Raw genomic sequence first — 13,587 nt, 5'->3', positions numbered from 1 at the left:
AAGGGGTGATCGGGAGGGTATATAGGGGCGGGCCGCGTGCGGGGTGAAAGTGAAGGGACCGATCTCTCCTTCCATAACGACACCTTTATGGATGGGGGCAGATAATTATCCCCTGCGCACGGGAGAAAACCCCCGGCGGGCCCGGAGAACACTCCGGCCCGCCATCTCCCCGGATCCCCCACCGTATTTTCGATTGGCCGATCTGTCCCGTGCATGAAGGACGGATGCATATGGTGCCTGAACGGAGAACTGCCATACTCGTCCTGCTCGTCGGGCTCTGCCTCATGGCGGCGCCCGGGGCGGGCCGGGCGATTGGAAACGGCGATACGGTGTTTGACTATGAGGCTGACCTCGACCTCTCGGGAATTGCGGAGGACGGGGATCAGCTCGCGATGTATTTTGATGACGACCCCACAAAGGGAATGATCTTCTCGATCCCGGTCGCCAACGCGGCAAACCTCGACCTGACCCAGATCGATATGCAGGGTAATTATGGTACCTATTACCTCATGAGAGACACAGCAAAGAAGATCTACATCCGCAATCCTGAGATATACTTTGGCGTCTGCCTCGAAAACGACCTCAGCGCATCTATCGCCGGCAAGACGGTGACCAAGAACACGCCCATCGCCTTCAGGTTCGATGCAACCGAGGTCGGCACCTTCCTCATCAGTGCGGATGTCGCTACCGTGAATGTCAGGATCGTCACGCCCGGCGGCGGTATCATCCATGAGATTCCCGACGCTGCAGGTCTTGTCCAGAACTTTACGGGCCTCCCGCTGAACGCCCCGAGGACGTACTACCGCAACATAGACATCAGCCAGCTTGAGGAAGGCACCTACACCACGAACGCCGTCTGGGCCACCCCCACCGGCTTCGCCGACTACGCCACCGACTCCAACGTCGTGATCTTCTCCGTTGCCACGAAGGAGATCTCCATCGTCTCCAACAAGGAGAACGTCGTCAGGAACTACCCCTTCGTCGTGACCATCACCGGCGACTTCAAGACGGACTACTACCTGTACATCAAGAACGCCAGCCTAGCGGCGGCCAACCAGTACCCGACCATCAAGCCGGGTCAACCCAGTGTGACCATCACCAACGTCGCCTTTGCGCTCGCATCTGACCCCGCTGCTGACACCCTCGCCAACAATGAGCGTGCGATCGTCGGCGGCGCATATGTTCCCGGTACCGCTGCCTTCTTCACCACCTCCTCGAATGGTGGCACCCGCTCTATCGAGTTCACCACCGCCACCGACGACGGACAGATCTTCACGATCAAGGTCCTCGACCCGAGAGATACCACCAGATGTGATGAGGTGACGGTCACGGTCGAAAGGGGCGCAGTCACCCTCACCGCCGAAGGGAGCGGCGTCTATTATGTTGGTGACGAGATCAGGCTGTCAGTCACCAATACCGATACCAGGGCCGTATACCTCTTCCTGACCAGTCCAGAGATCGCCATCGCAACGGGAATCGCACTGGACAACGTCAGCGCCCATGCGGCCGACGGTCATTACACCGTCTGCCTCCTCGAAGGGGGAGACTCATATCTATATCGATGGGACACCTCTGTCCTTGCACCGCTTCTGGATGAAGGGACGTGCCGGGTGTATGCGGTGAGTGCGGCTACCGATGATACAGGGGCGCCGGTGGACGCCGACCACCTTGAGGGCGTCGTCTATTGCACCGCAGATATCATCCTGAAAAAGCCATTCATCTCTGCCTCGGTCAACGATGTGAGCATCAGTCAGGGAGGCACTCTTTCCATCAGCGGACAGGCGACCGGCAATCCGCCCGCTGTGCAGATGTGGATCTTCGGAGAGGGTTGTCGGGTCATGGGAGAACAGGGCTCGAACCTCTCTTATTATCAGGACGGCCAGTGGTCATATTCCCTGCAGTCCGAGGACACCATCAACTTTTCAGGGGATTACTATGTGATCGCCCAGCACCCGATGGGGGATGGCGAGTTCGGTGTGCGGCCCCTCCACCCCGAGAACCTCACCGACTCCTGGATCATCGAGGCGGACGGGACGGTCACCGATCTCGCCACGCTCTCGCCGATAGATGCAGCACAGGCTGTTACCGATGCTGTGTTCTCTCCCTCCTGCGACGATACCGCGGCCATGGTGTCATTCCATGTGGAGGAGAGCAGATACATCAGATTCGATGTGAATTTTTTAAATGAAAATGAGAATGAACGGATAGATGACGGAACGATCACATTCATGGGGCACTCCAATTATCCCGTCGGAACGCCTCTCACATGGACGGTGACACCCTATAACGGTACAGCGGTTTGTACCTCGGGATCCACCATAATAGAGTCACTCTCATACTATCCCTGGCAATTTAGCCTGGACCTTAAAACCCTTGAAGGGGGCGATTACGCTGTCACGCTCTCAAGTCAGGACGGGGCTGTGCAGGACCGTTTGAATTTCACACTCTATGGTGGATCAGAGCCGATCTATCCTGAATCGGCAGATTATGGAGTCGAGTGCGCATTCGTGTACCCCTCTGTCGCAGAGCCATTCCAGACTGATATTTCATCGAAGTTGTTCACCGTCCTTGCAACCATGAACCCTGCAGATAAGAATGGAACACCGTTCTCTTCGGGGGATGCACTCCAGATCGGCAACCTACAGTATGAACGTGTTATTTTCCATGATCCGATTCGTTACACGATTGCGGTCAATGGCAACGATGTTATGTCCCGATCTGATTACGGGATAATCACGATCAATGGTTGGGATCTCGCATATCCAGCCGGTGTGGACGTGGACGTATATCTCATGGCCCAGTGCCATGCTATCAATCCGACATCTGATCCCTCCGTCCCTGAGGTGGATGGGCTAAAAACCGTCACCATTCAGAGCATCACCCAGCTGGCCGGGGGCAGCACGCCCATACCGGGGAGTGCGTTCATGATCAACCTGACCTCCCCGGGTGACGGAGGAGGTGGAGGTGGAGGATCAGTGGTTGGGCCTCCTGCCTACAACAGCACGGCGTTCCTCCTCTCCTCCGGCTGGAACTTCGTCTCCACGCCAAAGACCCTCGCCGCCGGGAGCGACACCGCGGCGATCTTCGCCGGGGTGGACACGGCCGGCCACTCGATCCTCCGCTACGACACCCTGACCGGGGCCTGGGCGGCGCTGAAGCCCACCGACCCGGTCCGCCCCCTCGAGGGCTACTGGATCTACGCGGCGACGGCGACGGAGATCCCCCTCACCTACGCCACCGCCTCGCCACAGGCTCCGGCAACCCGCACCCTGACGACGGGCTGGAACGCCATCGGCTTTTCTGACACCGAACCTGCCACAGCCCGTGATACGCTCGTCTCCCTCGGGAGTGCCTGGTCGGTGCTGATGGGCTTTGACGGCGAGAGTCAGACCTACGAGACCTCGATCATCAGGGGCGGGAGCGGAGATCACAGCGATTCAGGCTGGATGCTCCCGGCGAAGGGCTACTGGCTGTATATGACCGGTAACGGCACCCTTGCCGCCATCGGGGCGTGATGGAGATGAAAATGCGATCAAAAACAAACATTACCGTCTATGTGATACTCATCGCCGGGTGCTGTATGATGCTACCTGCGATGGCACAATGGGAAGAGGTTGAAGAGACAAATGGGTCGGCAATCATACAGTCCCCCTATATCTCAGTCGATACCCTCCAGGCCACCGTCGTCTTAGGGGATCAGATCACCGTCTCCGGGGTTGTAGAGGACGATCCAGAGGCGGTCCAGATCTGGGTAACCGGTGAAAATTACCGCCTGCTCGGGGTAAACGCCACCGTGGGAGACGACGGCACCTTCTCGTACACCGTCCCGGGCGACCTGACCCCTCCTGCCGGGCAGTGCTATCTGGTCGTCCAGCACCCGATGACCAATGGCGTCTTCGATGTCTATGCTCGTTCCCCGGGGAGCACCACAGACTTCAGCATCGTCAATGACTGGGGGTGGGGTGTCGACCTCGGCAGCCTGGCCGCCTCCGAAGCCATCACCGCCCTCTGCGATATGCTCAACTCGCCGAACTGCGACGACACCTACATCCGCCTCTCGTTTGAGGTGCTCGATCCCGCCGTGCAGTGGATAAGGATCGACGCCGTCGGCAGTTACGACGTCGGCGAGACCTTCACCGTCTCGGGTTCGGCCTGCCTCCCTGAGGGCACCGAACTGCACTACGCCTTCACCCTGGAAGGGGAGACGGCGCCGGCCCGAAACGGGACGGTGACGGTGTCTGGGACCGACAACATCAGATACTGGCATTTCCCGGTGGACTCGACCGGCATGACCGAGGGGCGCTACACCCTGAACGTCACCGCTCCGGGTGGGGAACCCGCTGCCACGGCACAGTTCGAACTCTACGGCTTCTCCCACCCGCGCCCCTCTCTCGATGGCAACTACGAGATCGAGCGCCTGCACGTGGACCCCCCGCTCGCCAACATCGTTGCCGGCGGTGCATTCAGGCTTGAGGGCGAGATCCGCCTCGAAGGTTCTTATCGTGATTATACCTTCCCCCCCGCCCACTCCCTGGTCTTCGCCACCGGGATCGATGACCCGGTCTGGTCCTATAACATCGCGATCGACGGTGTGCCGAACTTCCAGACCTACCAGACGGTCGGGAACCACCAGCTCTCGATCGCCGGGTGGGACCTTGCGTATCAGTCCGACACAGAGGTGAGCGTGCTCGTCAACCTCACCGGCACGGTGCCGACCGGCGACGGGGCTGATGACATCCTCCTCTTCCACAGTTTTCAGAGGAGTGACGATACCGTCGTCGTCGGGAGCGACTACCGGCTGAATGTCTCGCTCTCAGAGACCTCACCCGCCACCCCGCCGGTAACCTCCATCCCCCTCTCCCAGGGCTGGAACTTCGTCTCCACACCAAAGACCCTCTCCATCGGGAAGGACACCACGGCGATCTTCGCCGGGGTGGATACGGCAGGTCACTCGATCTTCCGCTACGATACCCCCACCCGATCCTGGATCCCCCTGAAGCCCACCGACCGGATCCGCCCGCTGGAGGGCTACTGGATCTACGCGGCGGCAGATGTGGACATCCCCCTCTCCTATGCCACCGGTACCCCGCAGGCGCCGCCCGAGCGCGCTCTTGCGGTCGGGTGGAACGCGATCGGGTTCTCTGACACAAGACCTACTGCGGCACGCGATGCCCTCCTATCCCTCGGCAATTCCTGGTCGGTGTTGATGGGCTTTGACGCAGAGAGTCAGACCTACGAGACCTCGATCATCAGGGGCGGGAGCGGCGATCACAGCGACGCGGGCTGGATGCTCCCGGCGAAGGGTTACTGGCTGTATATGACAGAGGACGGCACACTCGCCGCCATCGGGGCGTGATGAAGATGAAGACCGTCTGCCTTCTCTTCCTGCTCTTCCTCCTCGCCCTCCCGGCCGCGGCCGTGCCCGCCCTCCCGCAGGAGGTCTACGGGACCGTGACCTGCGGCGGCACTCCGGCCCCGGCCGGAACGGTCGTCGCCGCCCTGATCGACGGGGCGGTCTGCGGGCAGATCACCCTGGACCAGGACGGCGTGATGGGCGGCGCCGGCACTTTCGATGAGCGGTTGATCATCGGCGGCGAGACGGCCGGGGCGACCGTCGCCTTCACCGTGAACGGGGAGGCGGCCGCCGAGACGCTGGCGTTCTCCCCCGGGGCCGTCGTCCGCCTGGACCTCACCGCCCCGGCGAGCGCCCTCGATCCCACCGGGACGCACGCGGCGTTCACCGCCTCGCCCGCCCTGGGCGTCGCACCCCTGACGGTCAGGTTCGCCGACCTCTCGACGAACGCCAGATCCTGGTCCTGGACCTTCGGCGACGGCGGGACGGCGGCGGTGCAGCACCCGTCGCACACCTATACCGCCGCCGGCATCTACACCGTCACCCTCTCGGTCAACGGCGGGGAGGATACGGCGACACGGACGATCGACGTCCTTCCCGTGCTCCTCGGCGACGCCAACGACGACGGCGTCGTGAACCAGGCCGACACCCTCCGGGTGCTGCGGGTGGTCGTCGGGCTGGAGGGGGCACCGGTGGCCGGGACTGATCTCTTCCGGCAGACCGACGTGCACGAGAACGGGGCGATCGAGGTCGGGGATGCCCTCTTCATCGCCCAGTATAATGTCGGGCTGCGGGGGGCGTGGTTCGGGATGGTGGGGTGAGCAAAACCCTGCACATCCACCCTCCCTGGATCCCACTCCTGAAAAAAGATCAAATCTGGTTCTTCGCCCTCTCGCCGAGCGGAACGACCTGAATCTGCTTTGCCCGGTTCTCACTTGACCGTTTGATAAACCCACACCCCGGGCGAGCATTCAGCAGGACCTGCTTGTCCGCCCATTTATTCTTCGCAATATACCCGGCATCCTTTACAAGATTCTGTTTCAGGGTGATGATCGTGCCCGCATTTGCAAGAAGCGTCTCATTGAAATCGATCGCCCGCTGCGATGCTAAAATAACACCGATGCCATATTTCCGTGCTTCCCGAAAGAGGGTATCGATCGGGGAACCCTTATAGGTCATCCTGTGGGCTTCATCCAGGATACAATACAATCGTACAGTGTTGGTCTTTTCAAGGCGATAGGAGTACTGGATCAATTTGTTGATCATCAAATCGGCAACGATCTGTTTCACATCGTCACTTGGAGCATTCTTCAACTGGAACACTGTCGATGACGACAGAAGCGAGTCGAAATTGACAGCATCCCCAGATGCCTGGAACAATTCATAATCAAAGAGGATGTCCAGTTTTATCTTCAGACTGTTCATCGTACGCTGTTCTGAGGATGTCATCTCAATATAGTATTTAAACTGCGAAAATGGCAGCAGGGGGGTCTCGGTCGCGAGAGGTCTGTTGAGATCATCGATCCCGGAATCGGTGTAAAACAACCTCATTGCCTCTCGCAACGTCCCCTCCTGGACATCTGTGATGCCATTGAAGGTGTGCCTGATGATGGATGAGACCTTATAGACCACATCCTTCGGTTTCTCGCCGACGAGGATCTGCAGGGGATGGATCCGGATTTTATCTTCATTGACAATATTCGATCCAAACCCCAGAAAATCGTCATGGAAATCAAAGATCAGCAGGGGGATATTCTGACGATTCAGTTCCTCACAGATCACCTTCAGGGTCTCTGTCTTTCCCGATCCTGAAGCCCCGGATATCAACAGATGAGGGTTTTGTTCTGATTCAGGGGTCCAGAAGACCGGTTCATCCCATGCATTCAGTTCGTCCAGGCTGCCAAGCCAGATTTTTACAGTCAAGGGTCTTGCTCCATGGAGTATTGATATCTTTCAGTCAGCCGTCAAATCCGTTCAAATACTCTATTCCTGCCTTCCTTTTTCACTTTTACAGAATGAGCGAGATATTCGACCACTTCAAGACTGTTTTTTATCCTGCTTACAAAGAAATCCCTATCATCACGGTCATTTCTAATATTGCGGTATTCGATCTGGGTATAGATCTTCTGGAATCGTTTGGAGTAATCAAAATCGCCCACGATATCATTTATGATGACTCGTTCACCAACAGGATATTGTGTTACAAATTTTTGAAGATACTCGATCTCCTCCTTTATGTATGGCACGATACTCCCCCGGAAGAGATTCATCTGGATCGTAAAGTATAATTTTTGATTTTCGAAAAGCCATGTTTTATCCCGTATTTTCCCGACATATCTGATGCCTGCATAGATATCGGTGTCGTCTGCATGCTGGTCCTTACGCACTTTCTTTGAGAAGATAACGCCTCTTCCGACTTTATCGAGGGACAACCTGTTGAGGGCCGTCAGCACATAGCACGCATTCATCACCAACAGATAAAGCGGGTCGTCCCTCAATGTTTCAGTCCGGTTTAACGCCAATGCCTCTGAGATCCTTTCTGATGAAAAAGTATGGCCGCACATCGCATCCATCAGTTGGCTTAATGAAAAGGCTTTAAGGGGCCTGGTATCTGAGATGAAGTCAGCAAGCTCTTCGACTTCTTCTTTCATGACGATGTTTGGCCTGGTGATCTCTTTAAATCCAGTTGATAGGAGGTAGAGGGCTCCGTACTCATAACAAAAATACATATTCTTTCTTGATTGTATGCTCCCGATAAACTGGATATTGCAAAACAACTGATCCGGATCGATTTTATGAATTGACCAATACCTCTCAAGAAACGACTCCCACGTTTCTTTTTTTTGTGTGTTCTCTCTGGTTTCGGTGACGTGTTTGAACAGATCATCCATGTTTTTTGGCATTATGACTTTTGAGGGGTTAGAAGGACACATGAAAGGTGCTTATCGAGAGAATAAATAATATTGTCGTTTTGATATTTTTGATGCCTTATCTGGTTGCTGGATGGGTTTCATTAAATAATCAACCCGGTATTTGCAGAGTATTTTTCACTCCTACTGAAGTTTGGTTCGAAGATCTGAATATTAGAAGAGCGGCCTTCTTCACCCCTGCCCGTTCATCTGCAGCACGATCGCCACCGCCTGCCCGGCCCCGTCATGCGGCACACCCCCTCCGAACACTATAAATGAACGCATGCACCACCCGAAACAGATATGCCCCCCTTCGCCCTCACCCCCGTCCGCATCTTCATCAGCAGCGTGCAGAAGGAGTTCGCCGGGGAACGGGCGGCCCTCCGCGACTACCTGCGGGGCGACGCACTGATGCGGCGGTTCTTTGAGGTCTTCCTCTTCGAGGACGTCCCGGCCGCCGACCGCCGCACCGACGACCTGTACCTCGACGAGGTCAGGCGCTGCGACATCTATGTCGGACTCTTCGGGAACGACTACGGCTCTGAAAACGCCGGAGGGCTCTCGCCGACCGAACGGGAGTTCGACCTCGCCACCACCGAAGGCAAGTACCGGCTCATCTACGTCAGGGGCACGGACGACGCCGCCCGTCACCCGAAGATGCGTGCGCTCATCGGCAGGGCAGAGGCCGGGCTGATCCGGAAGCGGTTCAACACCCCCTCGGAACTGGTCGCCGGGCTGTATGCGGCGCTCGTCGAGTACCTCGAGGAGAAACAGCTCATCCGCTCCGGCCCCTTCGACGCGGCCCCGTGCATGAAGGCGATGCCCGGAGACCTGGACCCTGAGCGGATGGCCTGGTTCATCCGCACGGCCAGAGCGACCCGCCGGTTCCCCCTCGCCGGGGACGCTTCTCCTCATGAACTGCTGGCGCACCTGAACCTCCTCGACGACGGAAAGGTGACAAACGCGGCGGTCCTCCTCTTCGGGAACCGGCCGCAACGGTTCCTGATCTCCTCCGAGATCAAGTGCGCCCACTTCCACGGCACCGAGGTGGCCAAACCGATCCCGTCCTACCAGGTCTACAAAGGCACGGTCTTCGATCTCGTGGATGCGGCGGTGGACTTCGTCTTAAGCAAGATCGCCCTCTCGGTCGGCACCCGCGAGGCCGGTCCGCAGGCGCCGGTCCGCTACGAGATCCCGAAGGAGGCGGTGGCGGAGGCGATCGTCAACGCCGTCGCCCACCGCGACTACACCAGCAACGGCAGCGTGCAGGTGATGCTCTTCGCCGACCGCCTGGAAGTCTGGAACCCCGGCACCCTCCCGCCGTCCCTGACCCTCGAAAAACTCCGGGAGGCCCATGGCTCGGTGCCGGCGAACCCCCTCCTCGCCGAACCGATGTATCTCGCCGGCTATATCGAGCGGATGGGCACAGGGACGCGGGACATGATCCGGCGCTGCACCGAGGCAGGTCTGCCGGAGCCGGCGTTCGCCGTCAGCGACGGGTTCCAGACGACCATCCGCCGGGTCCAGAACAGAGGTGCCGGCGAAACTCGGGAAGAAACTAGGGATAAAACTAGGGAAGAAACTAGGGAGAACACCAGGGAAAAAATGCTGGCCCTGATCGCAGCCGACCCGGCCATCAGTACAAAAGAGCTCGCAGAGCAGATCGGTATCACGCCGAAAGGGATTGAATGGCAGATCCGGCAATTGAAGCAGGCCGGTCGGCTCAAACGGGTAGGTCCAAGGAAAGGCGGCCGTTGGGAGATTATCGGCGGTTAAGATGAGCGCCGTCGGCGAGCGTGAGCGTCTTGCGCGGGGGCGGGGTGTCGCCTCCTTCCGCGACGCCCTCACCTGTCTCTAGACGGGCGAGCAGGAGCATCCCGAAACAACGACGTCGCCATCGCCGAAGAGGTCACCACGGCAGGATGCGGATATCTGCGTGATCAGTGCGTGATGGTGCCCGGGGCAACGGGGTAACCCCTCACCCCCACCCAAACATCTGCAGCACGATAGCCACCGCCCCGCCCACGATCCCGCCGGCCCCGGCGGCGATCTGCCGATCCCGCCGGCTCTCGCCCACCTGTTCGCTCTGCCACCCTTCCAGGGCACGGAGCCGCTCCTCGCGGCAGGTCCCCTCCTCCTCCATCCTCCGCAGGGTCCGGCAGATCCATTTCACGTCCCGGGCGGTCTCGATGACCAGTTCCCGGGTGCTCCTCTCCTCCATGGTCGAGAGAACATGGGCGGTCAAGGTAGATTAATATTACTTGAGGTAATATTACTGTGTGCCTGAGATGCACCTGGGAGCATACGGGCAGGAGAAATCTATGGCAGACTTTGTCGAGACCAGCAACACCAAGACCGCCGTGCGGCAGATCCCGGCCCCGATCGCAGACATTGCGACCTTCGAGGCGATCGTCGCCGGCGTGATCGCCGACAACCCCTTCGGGTGTGTGGAGTACGTGCAGGGCGGTTCGACCCATCCTGGCGTCGAGCGCAACCGCGAGTCCTATTCCCTGCGGGTGAACTACGAGGACGTCGAGGGCAACGTCGTCGGGACCGTCACCGTCAAGGCGCCGGACATGGCCGCCTTCAACGCAGCGGCGACCGCCGTCCTCAACGACGCGGCCCTCGAGACCGCGCTCGGGGGCGACGCCGTGCGGAACCCCGACGCCGACGCCTTCAGCTGCCAGCTGAAGTGCCATGACGCGAGCGGGGAGACCTACTACGTCGCTCTGGCCCGCGAGAGCGTGCGGATCACCTCGTACGAGGACGACGCCGTTCTTGCGACCGTCGAGACCTGGGCGGACGGGGTCGCGGCCCTGAACTGAGGGGGATCTTCCCCCTCTTCTGGGTGAATCATGCCGATTGATGCGACCGTGATCGTCGCCGGGGTGTCGGTCGTGGGGATGGCGGTTGCCGCGATCCCCACCGTCGCCGACGCCCTGGACCGCCGGGCCCGCCGGAATGCCGGCATCGACCTGATGGACCAGGCGCAGAAGTTCGACTTTGCCCGGGATTCGATCGCCGGGCGGGAGTCGTCTGCGTGGGATGAGCGGTGAGGGAGGGGGGATTTCGATCCCTCTCTCGTGGTTAAAGCGGCCATTATGGGCCTTATTTTCGATTCTGGACGGGTATTACTCTATGATTTGGCCTCCGTTTTTAAAAACGCTAAAATGGCGGTAAAATCTCCCATTGAGGAGAAATGCCTCTGTTTCCACTGGATGTACGTGCCCTGCCTGAGGAGGTGATGGTCCAGAAGAAGGGGATCATCTGCACGGGAGAGGTGGAGGGCGGGAAAACGGGCGGAAATTGGCGCGAATTTGAGGAGAAATCTGGAATGGTATGGAGAGGCATTCCGGGGAGGCCGCCTCACTCAGACCGTTTCTCCATCGCTTCAATTATCGACTCGAATGCTTCATAGGCATCGGCAGAGCGTTCCCCGCACCGATGCACATCTGAGATCACCTCCAGCAGCGCCCCGGGGCCTGCACCGCACGTGCCCGCTATCCAGATCGGAGGTGTAATCTGCTTCACAAAGAACCCTGAACACCTCATCATCCCCCTCAGATGGCGTTATTTCCTCAATTTTCTCCGTCTTCCTCGATCTCCTGGCCGTTGCCCACAAGCATTTGCAGTGCATCGATGGCGAATTCATAGGTCAGGGAGTGTCGATCTTCGTCCGGGTCGGTCAGCACCGCTACAAGGGGGGCGATTGCCCGGGGATCGCCGATCCGCCCGAGTGCTCCCGCCGCCGCACTCCGGGTATCGTCGGAAATGTCCGTCTTGTTGATCAGGATTGCGCAGAGCGGGTGGAATGCGTCCCTGCACCTCGATCTGCCCAGTGCATCGGCCGCCTCGGTGACGAGATAGTCGTCCATCTCCCGGTCCTGGAGCACCTCGATGAGGGCGTGGTCTGCCTCATACGTGTCGGTTTCTGCAAGGATATTGATGACACAATTTTTTGTGTAATCGGAATACGGACCGAACAGGATCTGTTTCAGGGGTTCGATATCATCCTCATAGAGTTCGGCCAGACTGAGGATCGCCGAGCGGTCCTCTTGTGTTAGATGCCAGACGATCGGGTGGAGGTCCTCAAATGAGGCATCAAGCGTGGTGAAGAATGGTATGAGGGCCCCTCTGTCGTCGGAGGAGGCGAGAGCGATCATGACCTCGCTGATGAAGGGAGGGATGAAATCTTCGCATTCGTCTTCAAGCCCCCTGACAGACTCAATGATAGGTCGGATTGCCCGTGCATCCCGGAGGGGGGTAAGCCCCCGCACGGCAACGGACCGCACCCGCAGGGACGGCGCCGAGAGGGCTTCAATCAGAAGTGCGACACGATCGATTTTGTGTTTTTTAGGCATTTTGATTCCCCATTTTGAGAATTAACCTCTGAAAAAGGAGATGGGTGCTCGCGATCATAAGGGTTGTGGTTTGCAACCCGGTTGATGTGCTGGTTCGCGTCCGGTTCATCCCGAGGGGGAGCGGCGGAGATCCGGCAGATCGCACACCTGGACCGGCATCAGGTGGTGCGGGTGATGAAAGAGGTGCAGCACGAAGAGCCCGCGATTGTCCGCGAGGGCGTGGGGAAGGGCAGCCGGTATCGCTACCTGCCGGGCGGGAGCGAACGCCGGGGTTTGTGATCCGCTATGTGATCTGCACATATCGATCACATATCCCCTCGTTTATGTGATCGGATATGTGATCTGCGCATATCAGTGCTCAATTGTGATGTCAGGATGAGGTGGGGCCGGCGGGCATGACCGGTTCGCAAGGATGCAGGCTCACCGGCCATCACCGCCTCGTTTCGTGCGTGTTCTGGTGCGGGTGTACGCCCGCACGGACCTCGCGGCCCAGGCTCGGCCCGTGCCGGCTCCGCTGAGAACCGCCGGGAGGCGTCACCCTGCGGGGCACGCCTCCCGGCTCCTGGACGCTGCGCTGTGCCCCCTACCGCCGCACGCGGCGATAGGCATCACCCCCGCCCGGCCCTTCGGGCCTCCTCCCCCCTTTCAGGGGGGCAGTCGTTGCGATTGGACCCTGGACGGGAGAGCGGGATCACTCTTCCTCAACGGGATCGAGCAGAATAATTTTGACCCGCTTCCCGATCCATGAAGGGGGCACCATCACGTGGCCGCTGTTCCCGGTCTTGGTGACAGTCTTCTCCCGCACTTCATATCCCCTGATCGAGACTTCGATGAGATCCATTATCATAGTTTCAACGTTGTGTCATTAATAGATATCTAAAAAATATACTATGTTTATACATTGTAAATACATTTAAATACTATTGCGGCCTATACTATAATAGTGAGCGGAAGGCCGCTCACC

Annotated in this window: 11 protein-coding genes; 6 read left to right on the top strand and 5 right to left on the bottom strand. The window is 58.8% G+C overall.

Features of this window, described 5'->3' with window-relative positions:
- Positions 1-230: 230 nt before the first annotated feature.
- From METLI_RS10000 to METLI_RS12510, 3 genes are all read left to right on the top strand, one after another.
- The gene (locus METLI_RS10000; protein WP_004040051.1) at positions 231-3,515 is read left to right on the top strand and encodes a DUF3821 domain-containing protein; all 3,285 of its coding nucleotides are present in this window, start codon (positions 231-233) and stop codon (positions 3,513-3,515) included.
- Positions 3,516-3,580: 65 nt separating this feature from the next.
- The gene (locus METLI_RS09995) at positions 3,581-5,356 is read left to right on the top strand and encodes a hypothetical protein (RefSeq protein WP_157203263.1); all 1,776 of its coding nucleotides are present in this window, start codon (positions 3,581-3,583) and stop codon (positions 5,354-5,356) included.
- A 5-nt stretch (positions 5,357-5,361) separates the two neighbouring features.
- The gene (locus METLI_RS12510; RefSeq protein WP_157203262.1) at positions 5,362-6,174 is read left to right on the top strand and encodes a PKD domain-containing protein; all 813 of its coding nucleotides are present in this window, start codon (positions 5,362-5,364) and stop codon (positions 6,172-6,174) included.
- 49 nt (positions 6,175-6,223) lie between these two features.
- On the opposite strand, the gene METLI_RS09985 is transcribed toward METLI_RS12510, so the two are convergent.
- Positions 6,224-7,276, bottom strand: a complete 1,053-nt coding sequence (locus METLI_RS09985) for an ATP-binding protein (protein WP_004040041.1) — start codon at positions 7,274-7,276, stop codon at positions 6,224-6,226.
- 41 nt (positions 7,277-7,317) lie between these two features.
- On the bottom strand, positions 7,318-8,244 hold the full coding sequence (locus tag METLI_RS09980) for a hypothetical protein (RefSeq protein ID WP_157203261.1): 927 nt from the start codon (positions 8,242-8,244) through the stop codon (positions 7,318-7,320).
- Between the two features lie 321 nt (positions 8,245-8,565).
- Between METLI_RS09980 and METLI_RS09975 the strand changes: the two genes are divergently transcribed.
- The gene (locus METLI_RS09975) at positions 8,566-10,038 is read left to right on the top strand and encodes a DUF4062 domain-containing protein (RefSeq protein ID WP_004040037.1); all 1,473 of its coding nucleotides are present in this window, start codon (positions 8,566-8,568) and stop codon (positions 10,036-10,038) included.
- A gap of 202 nt (positions 10,039-10,240) precedes the next feature.
- Here the strand turns inward: METLI_RS09975 and METLI_RS09970 are convergent, their stop codons facing one another.
- Complete coding sequence (locus tag METLI_RS09970; RefSeq protein WP_004040035.1) at positions 10,241-10,483, bottom strand: hypothetical protein; 243 nt, start codon at positions 10,481-10,483, stop codon at positions 10,241-10,243.
- Positions 10,484-10,583: 100 nt separating this feature from the next.
- Here METLI_RS09970 and METLI_RS09965 point away from each other — a divergent pair, with 100 nt between their 5' ends.
- Entirely contained in the window at positions 10,584-11,087 is a 504-nt protein-coding gene (locus METLI_RS09965) for a hypothetical protein (RefSeq protein WP_048104211.1), read from the top strand.
- Between the two features lie 30 nt (positions 11,088-11,117).
- Positions 11,118-11,318 (top strand): hypothetical protein, encoded by a 201-nt coding sequence (locus METLI_RS09960; RefSeq protein WP_004040030.1) that lies wholly within the window; start codon positions 11,118-11,120, stop codon positions 11,316-11,318.
- Between the two features lie 522 nt (positions 11,319-11,840).
- Here METLI_RS09960 and METLI_RS09950 read toward each other — a convergent pair.
- Both METLI_RS09950 and METLI_RS12845 read right to left on the bottom strand, forming a co-directional pair.
- A complete protein-coding gene (locus tag METLI_RS09950; protein WP_004040024.1) occupies positions 11,841-12,623 on the bottom strand; it encodes a HEAT repeat domain-containing protein in 783 nt (260 codons plus the stop codon).
- A 691-nt stretch (positions 12,624-13,314) separates the two neighbouring features.
- Positions 13,315-13,464 carry a DUF2080 family transposase-associated protein gene (locus METLI_RS12845; protein WP_157203260.1) on the bottom strand — a complete coding sequence of 50 codons (150 nt, stop codon included), beginning with the start codon at positions 13,462-13,464 and terminating at the stop codon, positions 13,315-13,317.
- Between the last annotated feature and the right edge of the window lie 123 nt (positions 13,465-13,587).

The sequence above is a fragment of the Methanofollis liminatans DSM 4140 genome (assembly GCF_000275865.1).
GTDB classification, from domain to species: Archaea; Halobacteriota; Methanomicrobia; order Methanomicrobiales; family Methanofollaceae; genus Methanofollis; species Methanofollis liminatans.
Note: the sequence above shows the minus strand (reverse complement) of the source record. Positions and strands in the feature narration are given on the sequence as shown.